This window comes from Methylobacterium sp. E-046 (genome assembly GCF_022829625.1).
In the GTDB taxonomy this organism is placed as follows: domain Bacteria; phylum Pseudomonadota; class Alphaproteobacteria; order Rhizobiales; family Beijerinckiaceae; genus Methylobacterium; species Methylobacterium longum.
Genome location: NZ_JAKSYP010000083.1, coordinates 35,803 through 50,985, shown reverse-complemented (window position 1 = coordinate 50,985; position 15,183 = coordinate 35,803). Strand labels below are relative to the sequence as shown.

Here is a 15,183-nt window from a genome sequence, read left to right as displayed (position 1 = left end):
GAGCGTCTCCTGCGAATGGCGCACGGATCTGCCACCGGTTTTCGGCGTGGGCAGACCTGTCGAAAAGCGCGCGGACTATAGCCAGGGGCTTCCCGAAAGCAACGTCGAAGCGACGCTCTTGCGTGGCGGCGTCAGAGAAGGGCGCGAACCGCCCCCGCAAAGGCCGCAGGTGCCTCCTGCGGGACGTTGTGGCCCACCCCCGCGACGATCTCACGCCGGTACGGCCCGCCGAAGCGGCGCGCATCCGTGTCGGTGGCGGGCGGCGGGGTGACACCGTCATCGGCACCCAGCAGCACGATCGCCGGCACGGGGATCACCGGCTGCCCCGCCAAGCGGGCTTCGATGTCGACCAGCGCCGGATCGCTCGGCACGAGGCCGAAGCGGTGGCGATAGGAATGCACCACCACGTCGACGAAGTCGGGGTTGTCGAAGGATCGCGCGGTCTCCGCGAAGGTCGCGGCGCCGAAGCCCCAACTCGGCGACCAGAGGTGCCAGAGCAGATGGCAGAACGCGTCCCGATTCTCGGCGAGGCCGGCGCGGCCGCGCTCGCTATGGAGATAGTACTGATACCAGAGGCGCTGTTCGGCCTCCGGCGCGGCGGGCCGCCCGGCGGCCGGTAGGTTCTGGATGTTGTAGCCGACGCCGCAGCTCACGAGCCCCGCGGAGCGGTCCGGCCAGAGCGCCGAGACCACGCAGGCGGCCCGCCCGCCCCAATCGTAGCCGGCGAGTACCGCGCGCTCGATCGCGAGGGCGTCCAGGAACGCCAGGAGGTCGGCGCCCAGCGCCGCCTGCTCGCCGGAACGCGGGGTCGCCCCGTCGCGGAACCGCGTCGGTCCGTAGCCGCGCAGGTACGGGACGAGGCAGCGCACCCCGGCCTCCGCCAGCAGCCGGGCCGCCGCCGTGCAGGCGTGGACGTCGTACGGGAAGCCGTGGAGCAGCACCGCGGGCGGCCCGTCCGGCGGCCCGAGCTCCAGGTAGGCGACGTCCAGTACGCCGGCCTGCACGCGCTTCATGGAGGGCTCCCGCATCGGTCCGGCGCGGATCTTACGCGCAACGCCGCGCAATTGCCGCATGGCCGCCCCGGTGCCCTTGCCGGCGCCCCCGCGCGCCCGATCTCCCGAGCGGTGAAGAAGCGTGACGGTGGAGAGACATGGGCCTGCTCGACAGCGCGAAGTCCCTGATCGGCGACGTGGTCGCGGCGACCGACCGGGCCCTGGAGGGGGTCGGGAGCGGCAAGCTCGCCATGGCCATGGCCAAGTTCTACCCCGGCGGGCTCGCGGCGTTCCTCGACAGGCTGCGCGACGCCGGGCACGGAGCCGCCGTCGGATCCTGGCTGTCGGCGGGGGAGCGTCAGGCCATCCCGGCCTCGGCCATCGCGGCGTGCCTGCCCGAGGCGGTGACCGAACGCCTCGCCTACGACCTCAGCGTGCCGCACGGGCGCGTCGCGACGGTGCTGGCGGAGTTCCTCCCGGCGGCGGTCGCGGCCCAGAGCGAGAACGGGCAGCTGAAGCCGCAGCCGAACTTCAGCACGCAGGTCCACTGAGGGCGCCGGCCGATCCACTCCTCGCCGGGGCTGCGCGCCCTAGATCACGGCGGACACAACCACGGGGTACGCGGATGAGCCTGCTCGATTCCCTCGGCGGATCGCTGGGGCAGATGGCGCTGAAGGCGCTGCCCGGTCTCATCCAGCAGGTGCTGCCCGGCGGCCTGAACGCGCTGCTCGATCAGCTTCGCCGCTCGGGCTACGAGAGCCAGGTCAATTCCTGGCTCGGCCGCGGGCCGAACGCGCCGATCACCGCCGACGACCTGCGCAAGGTCCTCGACAACGAGCAGGTGCGCCAGATGGCGCAGAAGCTCGGCATTCCGATGGACCAGCTCTTCCCGACGCTGGCCGAGGCATTGCCGACGGTGGTGGACCATCACAGCCCGGACGGGACGCTGCAGGCGCCCAAGGTGTAGGGCGGCAGATCACCGGCGCCTCACCGGCGGCCCACGAAAAAAGGCGGCCCCTCTCGGGGCCGCCTCGCGTTCCGGGTCGCCCGCGCCGCTCAGTTGCTGGCGAGCTGGGACATCGGGTCCACGGGCGAGCCGCCCTTGCGGATCTCGAAGTGCAGCTGCGGCGTGGTCACGTTGCCCGAGGCGCCGGACTTCGCGATGGTCTGGCCGCGCTTGACCTTGTCGCCGGGCTTCACGTCCAGTTCGCCGTTGTGGGCATAGGCCGAGACGAAGCCGTTGGCGTGGCGCACGAGCACGAGCTTGCCGTAGCCCTTCACGTCGGAGCCGGCATACGCCACCGTGCCTTCCTCGGCCGCCTTGACGGGCGTGCCCTCCGGCACCGCGATGTTGATGCCCTCGTTGCCGGAGCTGCCGTAGCCCGAGATCACCCGGCCCTTGGCGGGCCAGCGGAAGCTCTCCGACGCCGCGGCCTCGGCCACCGAACCCGTGGCGGCGGGCTCGGACTTCGCCGGCGCGGCGGACGCCACGGGGGCGGCCTTCGGCGACTCCTTGGCGGCGACCTTCTCGGTCTTCTCGGCGGCAGCCGCCTTCTGCGCGGCCTCCTTGGCGGCCTTCGCCTCGGCGAGCTTCTGGGCGGCCTCGGCCTTCGCGGCCGCCTTCGCCTCGGCCTTGGCCTCCTGAGCCTTCGCAACGGCCTTGGCCTTCGCCTCGGCCTTGGCCCGCGCCTCGGCCTTCGCCTCGACCCTGGCTTCCGCCTTCTTCTCGTCGGCCTTCTTGTCGTCAGCCTTGGCGACCTGTCCGGGACGCACGTGCCGGGGCTTGTCGCCCTCCTTCACCGAAGCCTCCTTGGACTTCGCGTCGGCGACCTTCCGGGCGGCGGCGTCGCGGGCGAGGGCCTCCTTGCGATCGGTCTCCTTGGCGGCGGCGACACGCTTGGCGGCCTCGTCGCGCTTCGCCGCTTCCTTGGCCGCCTCCTTGGCGGCTTCCTTGGCGTCCTCGCGCTTGGCCGCCTCCTTGGCGTCCTCGCGCTTGGCGGCGATCTTGGCCTCGACCTGCTTGGCGTCCTCGCGCTTCTCCTCCGCCGCCCGGGCGGGGCGAGCAGTCATGGGGGCCGCGGCCGGATTCATGCCGGAGGCGTTGTAGACCGGGATCACGATCTGCCGACCGGGGGTGATCTGGCTCGCGCTGGTCAGTCCGTTGGCGGACAGGATCGCGGACGCCGGCACGCCGAAGCGGGTCGACATCTGGTTCAGGCTGTCGTTCTGCGAGACGGTGATCTGCGTGCCGCCCTGCGCGTTCCAGCCGACCGTGCCGGTCGAGGCGACGCGGGTGACCGGGCCGGCGGCATGGGTCTGGGCCTGGCTCTGGGCCGCGGCCGGTCCCGCCGCGGCGGCGCGCGGGGTCGAGGGCGGGCTCAGCGCCTCCGACTGGATGCGGCCGGTGCGGACCGTCGGGACGGGCTTGAGGCTGCCGTCCGGCAGGCTGCCGGTGGCGGACGGCTCCGAAGCGAAGGGATTCGAGAAGGGGTTGCTCAGCCGCGAGGCGTCCGAGGAACAGGCGGCGGCCCCCCCGCCGATGATGCCGATGAGGGCGAAGCGCGAGAGCGTCCGCAACATCTGACCCGTACCGCGCACCCGCATCGACGCACCCGTTTGCCTGACGCAACTTGATGCCCCAATGAAGACGGATTCAGGTTAAGCAACCGTTCCCGTCCCGCAGGTCTGCGACCCTGACGCGAAGGAACGGCGGGTGTTTTCGCGTGTCGTCGGGGATGACCGGGGTGGTCGGGTTCGTGCCTTCCCCGTCCGGGCCGGCACCCCACATCGGGAGGATGTTTACCATCCGCGCCGCCCGCGACAGCCTCTCCGACATGCCCGGGATCGAGACGGGCCGCCTGTCGATCGCCGCGCTGCGGCCCGAGGATGCGCAGGCCCTGCGTCGGCTCACGGACGACCCCGCGATCACCGCCGCCGTGGATTTCCTGCCGACGCCGTTCACGCTGCAGGATGCCGAGGATCTGATTCGCAGCGGCGCGCGCGGCCAGGACCGCTTCCTCGGTGCCTGGCGGCGGGCCACCGCGGAGGACGACGCGCAGGGCTCGTCCGGGCGCGAACTGGTGGGCGTGGTGGGCACGCACCTGCGGGGCGCGGGCGTGATCGAGATCGGCTACTGGATCGGCGGCGCCGCCCGGGGGCGCGGCTACGCCTTCGAGGCGCTCTCGGCGATCATCGAGGCGCTGCGACAGCGCTTCCCGGCGCGCACCCTCGTGGCGGAGTGCCGCCCGGCCAACGTCGCCTCCTGGGGCCTGCTCCTCAAGCTCGGCTTCCGCGACACCGGCGAAGACGGCCACCGCCCGGGTCGGCGCCTGCTCCGGCGGGATTGAGCCGCGGCCGGCCTCCCTCAGGCCGCCACGATCGCCGCGGCGGCGGCGGCCTCCGCGGCCACGTGGCGCTGCTGCCGCCTGCGCCGCGGGCTGAGCATCATCGGCCCATCGTCGCCGGATGCGCGCTCGGCGAGGGCGAAGCCGTGCAGCGCCTCCACGGAACAGCCGCCGGATTGACCGTCCTGGGACTGCGCCTCGATCAGGGCCAGGAAGGCCGCACGCACGATCGCCTTCTTGGAGGCCTCCGGGTGTTTCTCCCGCAGGGCGGCGCGCAACGCCTTCGGGGTCATCCCCGGCACGGCGAGGCGGCGAAGCGCGACCGAAAGAACCTCAACCGACACCATGCGCGTCAACCCCGACCCGGGCGGCGCCGGTACACCGCCAAGATTACATGATGTCGCGCGGTCGATGCAAGAACCCGGAAAGATTCGCGCCGGAACGGTCGGCGGTAGACCCGCGACGTTCCAAGTTTATCCGCAACATAATGATCGGTCAGTATTCCAATATACGTACCGTCAGGCTTACAATATTCGCCACCGGACTCGGATCCCGGCGGCACGAACGAGAAAGCCCCCGGCGCAAGGCCGAGGGCTTCCACGATCCGGCCCGGCGGCCGGAACCTGCGTGACCGTCAGAACGTGATGCCGGTCTCGACCATGTAGCGGTCCTGGGAGGTGCGGTTGCCCGCCCGGCCGAAGCCCGTGCCGGGGATCAGCAGCCCCTCGTCGGTGATGGCGGCGCGGGTGATGCCGCCGAGTTCGACGTGGGCGTACTCGACCCGGAAGAAGAAGCGGTCGAACGTGAAGGTCGGCGTGACCGTGAACGAGAAGGCGTTGCTGCCGGGGCCGAAGCCCAGCAGGTTGGGCGTGGTACCGCCGCGCACGCCGGTCTGCTCCGTGTACTCGATGCGGCCCGCGATGGAGAAGTTGTCGGTGAACGAGTAGGCGGCCAGGAGGGCGCCGCCGTAGGTCGACGCGGAGGCGTTGATGCCCACGCGGGGATCGCGCTCGACGTTGGTGAACTGGAAGTAGGGCGAGACGATCCAGGGACCGTTCGCGTAGGTGTAGTTGATGTCGAAGATGCCGCTGTTCTGCTGGAAGCCCGGGGTGGCGAACTGGTAGCGCGGGCTGCGGGCGAAGGCGTTGGTCCGGCCGAGGTTCAGGCCGCCGTTGACGCCGATCGTGTTGAAGTCGTCGAGCTTGTAGGCGACGTTGCCGGTGAACCACGTGATCTCGTTGGAGAAGAAGCCGTCCGTTCCGGCCAGCGACACCGAGAGCGGGCCGCTGCTGTAGTTGATCTGCACGCCCTGGTTGATGAAGTTTTCCTGCACGAACAGGAGGCCGCGGTTGATGTTCAAGTTCTGATAGGTGAACAGCAGCTCGGTGCCGATGAGGGTGAACATCCGTCCGCCCTGGACCGACCACTCATCGTTGATCTGGATCTTGCCGAAGGCGACGGGAACCGGGCCGAACAGCAGGTCCGTCTGGGTGAACGTCCCGAGGGTCGGGAAGCCGAGCTGCGGGATCGAGTAACCGCCCGCCTGCACGTAGAACTGGAAGGCGCCCTCGGGCTTCTGGATGACGCCCTGGATGTTCGAGAAGTCGAACCGCGCGGCACGGTCCCGGTCGTTCGGAGCGGCCGGCGTCGAGAACGACGCGAACGGGTTGGTCTGCGTGTAGCCGTAGCCGGTCACGGCGCCGCCCACGTAGAGGTCGCCGAGCGGGCCGGCGGCGAAGCAGGTCGGGTTCGGGTTGGCCTTGATGAGGCCGCCGAACGTCGGGCCGAGGAGCGTGGCCTTGCAGGGCTCGGCCGGGGGCGGCACCGGCACCGGGGCGGGGGCTGCCAGATCGGCCGCGAGAATGCTGGTCGAGGACAGCATCACGGCGGCGAGGCCGGTGAGGGTGGATCGCGTCAGCATGGTTCGCAGCTCGTTCGGGTTCGTCTACCGCTAAGCTGACATCGCGGGGCGAATGACACAAAATCAAAGAACTGGCATTTGCATAATTTTTGAGCACTTCTGTATCCCTGCCGCTGCTCGCGCCATCCATGTGGTTTTTACGCCACAATTGATTGCGGGGAGGCCGCATCGACTTAAGCCGGCGGCGAAACAGCTTCCGAAGGCGGGATCAATGCTGTCCGGTCAGGCCGCCCGGCCGATCGGATCGCAGCGAAACCCTCCGAAGGCAGCCCGCGCCAGGCGCTCCGCGAGGGCTGGCAGGAACAGCATCGCCTCCTCGGCGAGCCGCCAGGGCGGATTCACCACGATCAGGCCGCTGCCGCTCAGCCGCGTCGGATCGTCGGGCCGGTCGATGAGCAGGTCGAGGCGCAGCGCCGGGCGGACCAGGGCGCCGTCGAGGCTGCGGACCATGCGGTCGAGGGCGGCGGCATCCTTGACCGGATACCAAGCCAGGAAGATGCCGGTCGGCCACTTCGCCACGGCGCGGGCGAGATGAGCGCCGAGCCGCTCGATCTCGCCAGGCACCTCGTAGGGGGGATCGATCAGCACGAGGCCGCGCCGCTCGGGCGGCGGGATCTGGGCGTTGACCGCCGCCCAGCCGTCGAGGCTCAGCACCTTGGTGCGCGGGTCGCGCGCGTAGCGGTCCCGCAGCGTCTCGGCGTCGGCCGGGTGCAGTTCCACGAACACGCCCTTGTCGCCGGGGCGCAGGGCCTCGCGAATCACCGCCGGGGACCCCGGATAGGCGCTCGTGCCGTAGCGCGCGCGCACCGCCGCCACGGCCGCGCGGTAGGGCGCGAGCAGCGCCTCGACGGGCTCCGCGAAGGGCGCGTCCATCCGGCCCCAGCCCTCGCGCCACTCGCCGGTGCGGGCGGCCTCGTCGGCCTCCAGGTCGTAGACGCCGAGGCCCGCGAAGGCGTCGAGCGCCCGGAACGGCTTGTCCTTCAGGCGCAGGTGGTCGAGCACCCGCGCCAGCACGAGGTGCTTGAGCACGTCGGCGTGGTTGCCGGCGTGGAAGGCGTGCCGATAGTTCATGGGAGGGCCGTGAAGCGGATCCCGCGCCCCAGGTCCAGCCGCGGGGGCCCAAACCGCCGAAAAATCTCAGCGCGCCGCGTCGAGGGTGACGTCCGGCGCGCGGCAATTGCCGCGCGCGACGTCGGGGCAGGGCGTGAAGCCGCGCAGGTCCTTGCCGAAGCAGATGCGGACCTCCTGCAGCCGGCCCCGCGTGCAGGTGACCGCCATCATGTCGGGCCGCAGGCCGCGGTTGGCGGCCACGAATTGCCGGGCGATCTCGATGGGCGCGAGCGTCTGCGGGGGCGACCTGCCCTTGAAGCCGTCGGGGATGGTCACAGACAGCCGGGCCTCCCGCGCCGCCGCGAAATAGGCGGCGGGGTCGAGCCCCGAGCAGGTGCCGTGCTTGCGCCACTCGTAGCGGGCGAGCCCCTCGCTCGGATAGACCTGGCCGGCCACCTCCATGGCCTGCCGGGTGGGCGAGCGCGTCACGGCCGAGCAGTTTTCCGGGTAGCCCCGGGCATATTGCGGCCACAGCCCGTGGACGACGAAGCCGAGGCCGCGGCCGGGGGCGCACTGGGTATCGTCCCGGCGCTCGCCCGGGCCCGCGCAGTAGGTCGGCGACCACGACAGGGCCAGCACGTAGAAGTCGAAATCACCGGGCGCGCTTCGCCGCGCGAAGCCGCCGTAATCCTGGGCGGCGGCCGGACCGGCGAGCAGCAGGCCGGCGAGGCAGGCGGCGAGGCGGCGCATCCTCAGGGGCGCGCCATCCGGCAGGCGGTGGCGTACGCGTAGGCGAGATCACGGTCCAGGCCGTGGACGCAGAACTCGACCCCCCAGGTCGCTCCGATGATGCCGAGGCTCTCGCGCACCGAGTAATCCACCTTGCGGCGGACGCCGTCCGAGGTGGTCACGGTCGCGGTGCAGAACCGGCGCGGATAGGTGTCGAGCCCCCAGGGGCGCCAGGCGGTGCGCGCGATCGTGTCGAAGGACAGGATCGTCATCGACGAGTTCCAGAACTTCGCCTCCTTCTCGGCGAAGTTGGTCGAGACCCGCTCCAGCACCGAGGGATCCTGGCAGCCGGGGATCTGCGCGTCGAACGGGAAGATCCGCTCCTCGGAGGGCTCGATATCCTCCCGGGCCGAGCGGGCGAGCGCCGGCTGCACCAGGGAGAGGAGGGCCAGCCCGAGGGCGAGGCTGTGACGGATCGGGCGCATGGCGCGGGCCTCGGCGGATGTGCGGTCCTTCATCGGGGAACGATGGCCCGGGCGGGCCGCCAGTCAAGATCTGGCTCCGCCGCGGCGACGCTTTGACGGGGGGTGCGGCGCCGCCGCTACAGTGCGGAGGGCACGGTGCGGCGGGTCACGGTGCGATGCGCCGGGGTCGCCGACCGCTCAGTAGATCGGCCCCGTGCTCGGCGGCGGCGCACCGAGCTGCAGCGGCTCGTCGTAGTCCTGCGCGGGCTCCTCGGGTGCGGCGGCCGCGATCCGCGGGGCGGGGCGGGGCGGCGGCGCGGCGGTGTAGGCCGTGGCCGCGGGCGGACGCGCCGGGGCGCGGGCGACCTGGGTCGGGCTCCCGGCCCGGGACATCGGCGACACGCCGTAGGGATCGTCCTCCTCGATATCCACGGGCGCCTGCGGGGCGGCGGGCTGGCGCGGCGGCGGGACCGGGCGGGACAGGGGCCGCTCGACGCCGGTGCCGAGCTGCGGCGTGAACTTGATCAGCGGCTGGCAGATCCGCTTGAGCCCGCGCGGGTCGTGCCGGGCGAGGTCGACGTGGATGTGGTCGTAGTGGAACACGTTCGAGCCGGGGGCCAGGACCGTGGTGAAGCGCTGGCAGGCGCCGAGGAAGATCTCGCGCAGGAAGCCCTGCTCGGCCTCCGTGCCGCGCCAGCCGCCCTTCACGGTGATCACGTGGCCGTCGGCGAGCTTGATCGACATCACGTCGATCGCGTTGCCGTAGCCGTGCTCGGAGAGCTTGGCGCCGGGCTGGTTGTTGCGGCCGCGGCAGGAATAGGAGCCCGCGTTGATCTCGGCCACCGGCACGCCGAAATACAGGTTGGCGGCGGGCTGGATCGTGTCGGCGAGCCACGCCTCGGCCTCGGCCAGCGCCGGGCAGCCGAGGGTCATCCGCTGCTTCATCAGGACCGTGCCGCCGGCGAGCCGCGTCACCCGGAAGGGCTGCTGCATGCCGCAGGGGCCCGGCCCGTCCATCGCGGCGATCGGCGTGATGAACTCCGAGGGCTCGACGAGCTTCTTGGCCAGGCAGACCTGCTCCGCCTGATCACGCCACGGGTCGCGCCGCTCGAAATGGTTGACCGAGCACGCGGTGAGGCCGGCGCCGAACAGCGCCAGGGCCGAGAACAGGGATACGCCACGCCACATGACCCGGACGATGCGCACGGTCGCGTAAAGCGTTCGTCAACGGCGTTTCGGGAATGGCCCGGCCTGTGGCGTCTCGGTTGACAGGGCCGCGGGGCGCGGACTGAATGCATTATGCTGTCACTCCTCGACCTCCGCGCCCGCATCTCAGCCGGCACCCTGACGCCCGCGGGCGCGATCGATCTCTGCCGGGCCGCGATCGCCGCGCGGGAGCCGGAGCTGCACGCGCTGGTCACGCGCGATGCGGCACCGGCGATCCCCGAGACCGGGCCGCTCGCCGGCATCGCGGTCGGGGTGAAGGACATCATCGATAGCGCCGGCCTGCCGAGCCAGATGGGCTCGGCGATCTACGCGGGCTGGATGCCCCGGGGCGACGCCGCCGTGGTGAGCCGGCTGAAGCAGCTCGGCGCCGTCGCCCTGGCCAAGACCACCACCACGGCCTTCGCGAGCAGCGACCCGACCGCGACGGTGAACCCGCACGATGCCGGCCACACGCCGGGCGGCTCCTCGGCGGGCTCGGCCGCCGCCGTCGGCGCCGGCCTGCTGCCCCTGGCGCTCGGCACCCAGACGGCGGGCTCGGTGATCCGCCCCGCCAGCTATTGCGGCTGCGCGGCGGTGAAGCCGTCGTTCCGGCTGATTCCGACGGTCGGAGTGAAGACCTATTCCTGGGCGCTTGACACGGTCGGGCTGTTCGCCGCCGGAGTGGCGGACGTCGCCCACGCCCTGGCGCTGGTCACCGGCCGCCCCGAGATCGACCGGGCGGAGGCGGGTTCGGCCCCCCGGATCGCCCTGGTGCGGCAGGACTTCGCCGAGGCGCCGGAGCCGGAGGCCGAGGCCGCGCTGGCCCGGGCTCGGCAAGCCGCGGAGCGGGCCGGCGCGCGGATCACCGACCTCGCCCTGCCGCAGGAGCTGACGCAGGCCTGGGACCGCCAGAGGATCATCCAGAACTACGAGGGCCGGCTGGCCCTGGCCTGGGAATACGACACGCAGCGCGACGCGCTGCCGCCCCTGGTGCGGGCCCATCTCGACGCCGGGGCGGCGATCAGCCCGGACCAGTACGACGACGCCCGCCGCCACGGCCACCACGCCCGGCGGGTGCTGAAGGGCGTCTTCGCCGATTTCGACGCGATCCTCACCTTCTCGGCGCCCGGCGCGGCGCCCGCGACCCTGGCGGCCACGGGCGACCCGCGCTTCAACCAGCTCTGGACGCTGATGGGCGTGCCCTGCGTGAACGTGCCGGTGCCCGGGCACCGGCTGCCGGTGGGCGTGCAGGTGATCGGCCGGTTCGGCGACGACGGCCGGGCCCTGGCCGTCGCCCGGATGATCGAGGGCGCCCTGCGCGGCTGAGGGACCGGCGCGGCCGGGCGCTCAGCTGCTCGGCTGCTCGTGGAGGGTATCCTCGACGTAGAGCTGCTCCAGCAGGACCTTGATCACCGCCATGAGCGGCAGGGCGAGGGCGATGCCCCAGAGCCCGAAGATGACGCCGAGGATCAGCTGCCCGGCGAAGATCGTGGCCGGCGGGATGTTCAGCGCCCGCTTTTGAATGAACGGCGTCAGGCCGTAGCTCTCCAGGCACTGGACGGCGAGGTAGACGCCGATTGCCCCGATCACCGCCTTGGTGCCGGAGGCCAGGGCGGCCAGGACGATGACGAGGCCCGCCACCAGCGGCCCGACCGTGGGCACGAAGGCCAGCAGACCCGCCTGCAGCCCCAGGATCAGCGCGCCGCCGATGCCGAGGAAGGCGAGGCCCACCCAGGTGCAGACGAAGATCACCGCCATGATGATCAATTGTCCGAACAGCCAGTGCCGGAGGGTCTCGCCGGCCCCGTCCACGACCTGCGACGCGCGCCAGCGCTTCGCCGGCGGTACGAACCGGACGACGCCGTCCCGGTAGGCCTTCGGATCCGCCGCGAAGGCGAGGCCCAGGAAGGCGATGACCAGGACGTTGCCGAGCGCGTCGAACAGGCCGAGGATCACGGCCGCGGCCGGGCCGAGGACGCTGCCGGCATCCGAGACGAAGGAACCGCCGCCCTTCATCAGGCCTGAGGCGAGGCCGGCGAGGCCGCCCTCCTTCTGGTTGGATTCGGTCGAGCCGTCCTTGCCGCCGCCCTGCGGCGCGAGGCTCGGCACGTCGATGCCGCGCTCGGAGAGCCAGCCCGACACGGTGCCGGCCTGATCCTTGATCGTCGTGCCCAGGTCGCGGCCCTGCTGCACGATGGTGGCGCCGCCGTAGCTCCCGAAGCCGATCACCGCGGCCGCAACCGCGAGGCTGGCGATGGACAGGCGGAGGCCCCGCGGCAGCGGCAGGATCCGGCCCAACCCGCGCGTCAGGCCGTCGAGGAAGACGCCGAGGAGCACGCCGGCGAAGATCAGCAGGAGCGTGCCGGCCGACATCCAGGCCAGCGCCAGCGCCGCCACGAAGCACACCACGATGATCCCGGAGGCCGCGAGCGGCGCCGTCCCGCGCCGGGACCGGGCCGGGCCGTCCGCGTCCTGAATCCTGCTGTCCGACATCTTCGCTCCTGCGTGGCGGGCTCACGAACGCCGCGGGCCCCGCCGGGTCAAGTGCGATGGCGCCGGTTCCGTCGCGGCCTTGGGGACCGGACGGCGTCCCGCGCGTTGTCCGCGCACGCCGCCGGAACCCAGGCGCCGGCCCCAGCAGGAGTTTCCGCATGAGCAGCTACAATGACACGCACGTTCGCTCCCTCGGCCCCGGCCGGTCCGTCGACAACGGCGACCAGCTCAGCAGCGTGATCCTGCTCGGCATCTCGCTCGTGGGAGCCGCCGCCGCGGTGCTGCTCAACGCCCTGATCGTGTAGCGCGCTCAGGCCCAGCGCCCGGCCGCGGCATCGTCCCGGGCCGTCGCCTCCACCCAACCGCCGGTCGTGCCGTCCGCGAGGTGCTCGCGCTTCCAGAACGGCGCCCGGGTCTTGAGGTAGTCCATCAGGAAATCCGCGGCCTCGAAGGCCGCGACCCGGTGGCTCGCGGCGGTGACCACCAGCACGATGCCGTCGCCCGGGCGCACCAGACCGTGCCGGTGGATCACCCGCAGGGCCTGGAGCGGCCAGCGCGCCAGCGCGTCCTCGGCGACCCGGAGGATCTCGATCTCGGCCATGCCGGGATAATGCTCCAGTTCCAGGGCCGCCAGCCGCCCGTCCTCGTCGCGGCACAGCCCCGTGAAGGTGACGACGGCCCCCGCCCGGCCGCCGAGCTCGGCGCTCACCCGGGCGATCTCGGACGCGGTGTCGAAGGGCTCGGCCTGGATGCCGACGCTCGGAACGGGGGCGCTCATACCGCGATCCATAGGAGGACGCGGCGGTCGGGGCCAGTGCCGTGCCTGTCACATCCGATCCCGGCTCTATATGACACCCTCCGTCGCGCCCTGCCGGCCCGGCGCGCGATCCACGATCCTCCGGATCAGCCCGCGGGCTCCGGCCGGCGGTGGAGAAGGATATTCGCGTGACCCCCGACCTGATCCTGGCCTATGACGGCGTCCTGCCGGATTTCGCGAGCCGCCCCGTCTGGTGCGGCCGCGGCAGCACGGTGATCGGCGCCGCCCGCATCGGCGCGCAGGCCTGGATCGGCGACGAGGCGGTGATTCGCGCCGACGGGCAGAGCATCACCCTCGGCGACCGCTTTTGGCTCGGCCACCGCTCGACGGTCCACATCGCCACCCTGACGCACGGCACCCAGGTCGGCGACCGCGTCACGGTCGGGCGCAACAGCGTCGTGCATGCCTGCACGGTCGGCTCCGACGTGGTGATCGAGGACGATGTCGTGATCCTCGACGGCGCGGAGATCGGCGCCGGCGCGGTGATCGAGGCGGGTTCGACCGTGTTCCCCCGGACGCACCTGCCCGGCGGCCACGCCTATGCGGGCAGCCCGGCGCGTCCGAGCCGCCCGATCGCGCCGGAGGAGGCCGCCGAGCGCGCCGAGCGTCTGCGCGAGCGCATGGGCGACGGGTCAGCCTTCCCGGCCGGGGAACCGGCGGAGGTCGAGGCGAGCGTGTTCGTGGCGCGCACCGCCCGGTTGCGCGGGCGGGTGAGCCTCGGTGCCGGCTCCAGCGTGCTGTTCTGCTGCGATCTCAACGCCGAGGTCGGCCCGATCGTGGTCGGCGCCGACACCAACATCCAGGACAATACCGTCATCCGATCCCGGGCGGACGGGATCGTGATCGGGCGGGACGTCACCATCGCCCACAACGTCCGCATCGCCGATTGCCGGATCGGCGCCCGCTCCCTGATCGGCATCGGCGCGACCATCGCGGCCGGCACGCTGATCGCCGACGACGTCATGCTGGCCGCCGGAGCCACGACCGATCCGGGCCAGATCCTGGAGGCCGGCTATCTCTGGGGGGGCCGCCCGGCCCGGATCCTCGCGCCCCTCGACGCCGAGAAGCGCGCGATGATGATTCGCATCGTCGAGGGCTACTGCCAGCACGGGCGGGAGTACCGGGCCGCGCAGGAGGCGCTGGGTCAGGAAGCCGGCGGAGCGTGACGGGAAGCGCTCCGTCCGCGCCGGGTTCGGGCGGCCGCGCGGTCCATCGCCCTCGGCCGGCGCGATGACCACCTGCGCGCTCCCGTGTCCGCGCCGTCGGCCCCAGGGACCGTATCGGGCGTCAGCCAGCGCCCGGCTCGCCGCCGGGGAGGGAACCTCTCCGACCGCGCGTGAGGCCGGCCCGATCGGCGACGCGGAGGCGGCCGGATGCAGAGGCCGGGCGCGGCGCGCTCCCGCGGTCCCCGGCGGGTTCCTCGCGGCCCGTCAGTGCTGCAGGATCTTCGACAGGAAGGTCTGCGCCCGTTCGGACCGCGGGCTGCCGAAGAAGTCTTCCTTCCGGGCGTCCTCGACGATCTCGCCGCGGTCCATGAAGATCACCCGGTCGGCGACCTTCCGGGCGAAGCCCATCTCGTGGGTCACGACCATCATGGTCATGCCCTCCTTGGCGAGTTCCACCATCACGTCGAGCACCTCGCCGACCATCTCGGGGTCGAGCGCCGAGGTCGGCTCGTCGAACAGCATCACCACCGGGTTCATCGCCAGGGCCCGGGCGATCGCCACGCGCTGCTGCTGGCCGCCCGAGAGCTGGCCCGGGAACTTCGTGGCATGGGCGCTGAGGCCGACCCGGGCGAGGAGGTCGAGGCCGCGCTTCCTCGCGTCCTCCGCGCTGCGGCCCAGCACCTTGCGCTGCGCGATGGTGAGGTTGTCGGTGATGGACAGGTGCGGGAACAGCTCGAAATGCTGGAACACCATGCCGACCCGCGAGCGGAGCTTGGGCAGGTTGGTCGACTTGTCCATGACCTTCGTGCCGGCCACCGTGATCTGGCCCTTCTGGAAGGGCTCCAGGGCGTTGACGCACTTGATCAGGGTCGACTTGCCGGAGCCCGAAGGACCGCAGACGACCACGACCTCGCCCTTGGCGACCTTGGTGGTGCAGTTCGTCAGCACCTGGAAGTCGCCGTACCACTTGCTGATGTTGTCGATGGCGATCATCGTCTCGC

At 71.9% G+C, this 15,183-nt stretch carries 17 protein-coding genes; 6 read left to right on the top strand and 11 right to left on the bottom strand.

Annotation, left to right across the window (positions count from 1 at the left end):
- Positions 1 to 131: 131 nt before the first annotated feature.
- On the bottom strand, positions 132 to 1,013 hold the full coding sequence (locus MKK82_RS06720; RefSeq protein ID WP_238287493.1) for an alpha/beta fold hydrolase: 882 nt from the start codon (positions 1,011 to 1,013) through the stop codon (positions 132 to 134).
- Between the two features lie 137 nt (positions 1,014 to 1,150).
- Between MKK82_RS06720 and MKK82_RS06715 the strand changes: the two genes are divergently transcribed.
- A complete protein-coding gene (locus MKK82_RS06715) occupies positions 1,151 to 1,543 on the top strand; it encodes a YidB family protein (protein ID WP_238287491.1) in 393 nt (130 codons plus the stop codon).
- Positions 1,540 to 1,959, top strand: a complete 420-nt coding sequence (locus tag MKK82_RS06710; RefSeq protein ID WP_373323337.1) for a YidB family protein — start codon at positions 1,540 to 1,542, stop codon at positions 1,957 to 1,959. The genes MKK82_RS06715 and MKK82_RS06710 overlap by 4 nt, the downstream gene beginning before the upstream one ends.
- Before the next feature lie 89 nt (positions 1,960 to 2,048).
- Here the strand turns inward: MKK82_RS06710 and MKK82_RS06705 are convergent, their stop codons facing one another.
- A complete protein-coding gene (locus MKK82_RS06705) occupies positions 2,049 to 3,596 on the bottom strand; it encodes a peptidoglycan DD-metalloendopeptidase family protein (RefSeq protein ID WP_243985049.1) in 1,548 nt (515 codons plus the stop codon).
- A 191-nt stretch (positions 3,597 to 3,787) separates the two neighbouring features.
- Here MKK82_RS06705 and MKK82_RS06700 point away from each other — a divergent pair, with 191 nt between their 5' ends.
- The gene (locus tag MKK82_RS06700; protein ID WP_243985047.1) at positions 3,788 to 4,339 is read left to right on the top strand and encodes a GNAT family N-acetyltransferase; all 552 of its coding nucleotides are present in this window, start codon (positions 3,788 to 3,790) and stop codon (positions 4,337 to 4,339) included.
- A 17-nt stretch (positions 4,340 to 4,356) separates the two neighbouring features.
- Here MKK82_RS06700 and MKK82_RS06695 read toward each other — a convergent pair whose 3' ends face one another.
- From MKK82_RS06695 to MKK82_RS06670, 6 genes are all read right to left on the bottom strand, one after another.
- Positions 4,357 to 4,683 (bottom strand): hypothetical protein, encoded by a 327-nt coding sequence (locus MKK82_RS06695; RefSeq protein ID WP_243985045.1) that lies wholly within the window; start codon positions 4,681 to 4,683, stop codon positions 4,357 to 4,359.
- A gap of 287 nt (positions 4,684 to 4,970) precedes the next feature.
- Positions 4,971 to 6,257 carry an outer membrane beta-barrel protein gene (locus MKK82_RS06690; protein WP_238287483.1) on the bottom strand — a complete coding sequence of 429 codons (1,287 nt, stop codon included), beginning with the start codon at positions 6,255 to 6,257 and terminating at the stop codon, positions 4,971 to 4,973.
- A gap of 222 nt (positions 6,258 to 6,479) precedes the next feature.
- Complete coding sequence (locus MKK82_RS06685; protein WP_243985043.1) at positions 6,480 to 7,328, bottom strand: 23S rRNA (adenine(2030)-N(6))-methyltransferase RlmJ; 849 nt, start codon at positions 7,326 to 7,328, stop codon at positions 6,480 to 6,482.
- Positions 7,329 to 7,394: 66 nt separating this feature from the next.
- Positions 7,395 to 8,057 (bottom strand): ribonuclease T2 family protein, encoded by a 663-nt coding sequence (locus tag MKK82_RS06680; RefSeq protein WP_238287473.1) that lies wholly within the window; start codon positions 8,055 to 8,057, stop codon positions 7,395 to 7,397.
- A 2-nt stretch (positions 8,058 to 8,059) separates the two neighbouring features.
- Positions 8,060 to 8,521 carry a hypothetical protein gene (locus tag MKK82_RS06675; protein WP_238287689.1) on the bottom strand — a complete coding sequence of 154 codons (462 nt, stop codon included), beginning with the start codon at positions 8,519 to 8,521 and terminating at the stop codon, positions 8,060 to 8,062.
- 177 nt (positions 8,522 to 8,698) lie between these two features.
- On the bottom strand, positions 8,699 to 9,688 hold the full coding sequence (locus MKK82_RS06670) for an extensin family protein (RefSeq protein ID WP_238287471.1): 990 nt from the start codon (positions 9,686 to 9,688) through the stop codon (positions 8,699 to 8,701).
- Between the two features lie 111 nt (positions 9,689 to 9,799).
- On the opposite strand from MKK82_RS06670, the gene MKK82_RS06665 reads away from it, so the two are divergent.
- Positions 9,800 to 11,032 carry an amidase gene (locus tag MKK82_RS06665; protein WP_238287469.1) on the top strand — a complete coding sequence of 411 codons (1,233 nt, stop codon included), beginning with the start codon at positions 9,800 to 9,802 and terminating at the stop codon, positions 11,030 to 11,032.
- 21 nt (positions 11,033 to 11,053) lie between these two features.
- Here the strand turns inward: MKK82_RS06665 and MKK82_RS06660 are convergent, their stop codons facing one another.
- Positions 11,054 to 12,199, bottom strand: a complete 1,146-nt coding sequence (locus MKK82_RS06660; RefSeq protein WP_238287468.1) for an AI-2E family transporter — start codon at positions 12,197 to 12,199, stop codon at positions 11,054 to 11,056.
- A 158-nt stretch (positions 12,200 to 12,357) separates the two neighbouring features.
- On the opposite strand from MKK82_RS06660, the gene MKK82_RS06655 reads away from it, so the two are divergent.
- Positions 12,358 to 12,504, top strand: a complete 147-nt coding sequence (locus MKK82_RS06655) for a hypothetical protein (protein ID WP_238287465.1) — start codon at positions 12,358 to 12,360, stop codon at positions 12,502 to 12,504.
- A gap of 5 nt (positions 12,505 to 12,509) precedes the next feature.
- On the opposite strand, the gene MKK82_RS06650 is transcribed toward MKK82_RS06655, so the two are convergent.
- On the bottom strand, positions 12,510 to 12,977 hold the full coding sequence (locus MKK82_RS06650) for a molybdenum cofactor biosynthesis protein MoaE (protein WP_238287463.1): 468 nt from the start codon (positions 12,975 to 12,977) through the stop codon (positions 12,510 to 12,512).
- A 167-nt stretch (positions 12,978 to 13,144) separates the two neighbouring features.
- Here MKK82_RS06650 and MKK82_RS06645 point away from each other — a divergent pair, with 167 nt between their 5' ends.
- Complete coding sequence (locus MKK82_RS06645) at positions 13,145 to 14,182, top strand: gamma carbonic anhydrase family protein (RefSeq protein WP_238287461.1); 1,038 nt, start codon at positions 13,145 to 13,147, stop codon at positions 14,180 to 14,182.
- Between the two features lie 264 nt (positions 14,183 to 14,446).
- Here MKK82_RS06645 and MKK82_RS06640 read toward each other — a convergent pair whose 3' ends face one another.
- Positions 14,447 to 15,175, bottom strand: coding sequence for an amino acid ABC transporter ATP-binding protein (locus tag MKK82_RS06640; RefSeq protein WP_238287688.1), 729 nt, complete (start codon positions 15,173 to 15,175; stop codon positions 14,447 to 14,449).
- Positions 15,176 to 15,183 lie beyond the last annotated feature (8 nt).

Bases quoted from the DNA above. Each gene is read 5' to 3' on its own strand.
- MKK82_RS06655 (WP_238287465.1), top strand. From the start codon at position 12,358: ATGAGCAGCTACAATGACACGCACGTTCGCTCCCTCGGCCCCGGCCGG.
- MKK82_RS06690 (WP_238287483.1), bottom strand. From the start codon at position 6,257: ATGCTGACGCGATCCACCCTCACCGGCCTCGCCGCCGTGATGCTGTCC.
- MKK82_RS06675 (WP_238287689.1), bottom strand. From the start codon at position 8,521: ATGCGCCCGATCCGTCACAGCCTCGCCCTCGGGCTGGCCCTCCTCTCC.
- MKK82_RS06695 (WP_243985045.1), bottom strand. From the start codon at position 4,683: ATGGTGTCGGTTGAGGTTCTTTCGGTCGCGCTTCGCCGCCTCGCCGTG.
- MKK82_RS06720 (WP_238287493.1), bottom strand. From the start codon at position 1,013: ATGAAGCGCGTGCAGGCCGGCGTACTGGACGTCGCCTACCTGGAGCTC.
- MKK82_RS06705 (WP_243985049.1), bottom strand. From the start codon at position 3,596: ATGCGGGTGCGCGGTACGGGTCAGATGTTGCGGACGCTCTCGCGCTTC.
- MKK82_RS06650 (WP_238287463.1), bottom strand. From the start codon at position 12,977: ATGAGCGCCCCCGTTCCGAGCGTCGGCATCCAGGCCGAGCCCTTCGAC.
- MKK82_RS06685 (WP_243985043.1), bottom strand. From the start codon at position 7,328: ATGAACTATCGGCACGCCTTCCACGCCGGCAACCACGCCGACGTGCTC.
- MKK82_RS06670 (WP_238287471.1), bottom strand. From the start codon at position 9,688: ATGTGGCGTGGCGTATCCCTGTTCTCGGCCCTGGCGCTGTTCGGCGCC.
- MKK82_RS06680 (WP_238287473.1), bottom strand. From the start codon at position 8,057: ATGCGCCGCCTCGCCGCCTGCCTCGCCGGCCTGCTGCTCGCCGGTCCG.
- MKK82_RS06700 (WP_243985047.1), top strand. From the start codon at position 3,788: ATGTTTACCATCCGCGCCGCCCGCGACAGCCTCTCCGACATGCCCGGG.
- MKK82_RS06715 (WP_238287491.1), top strand. From the start codon at position 1,151: ATGGGCCTGCTCGACAGCGCGAAGTCCCTGATCGGCGACGTGGTCGCG.
- MKK82_RS06660 (WP_238287468.1), bottom strand. From the start codon at position 12,199: ATGTCGGACAGCAGGATTCAGGACGCGGACGGCCCGGCCCGGTCCCGG.
- MKK82_RS06640 (WP_238287688.1), bottom strand. From the start codon at position 15,175: ATGATCGCCATCGACAACATCAGCAAGTGGTACGGCGACTTCCAGGTG.
- MKK82_RS06665 (WP_238287469.1), top strand. From the start codon at position 9,800: ATGCTGTCACTCCTCGACCTCCGCGCCCGCATCTCAGCCGGCACCCTG.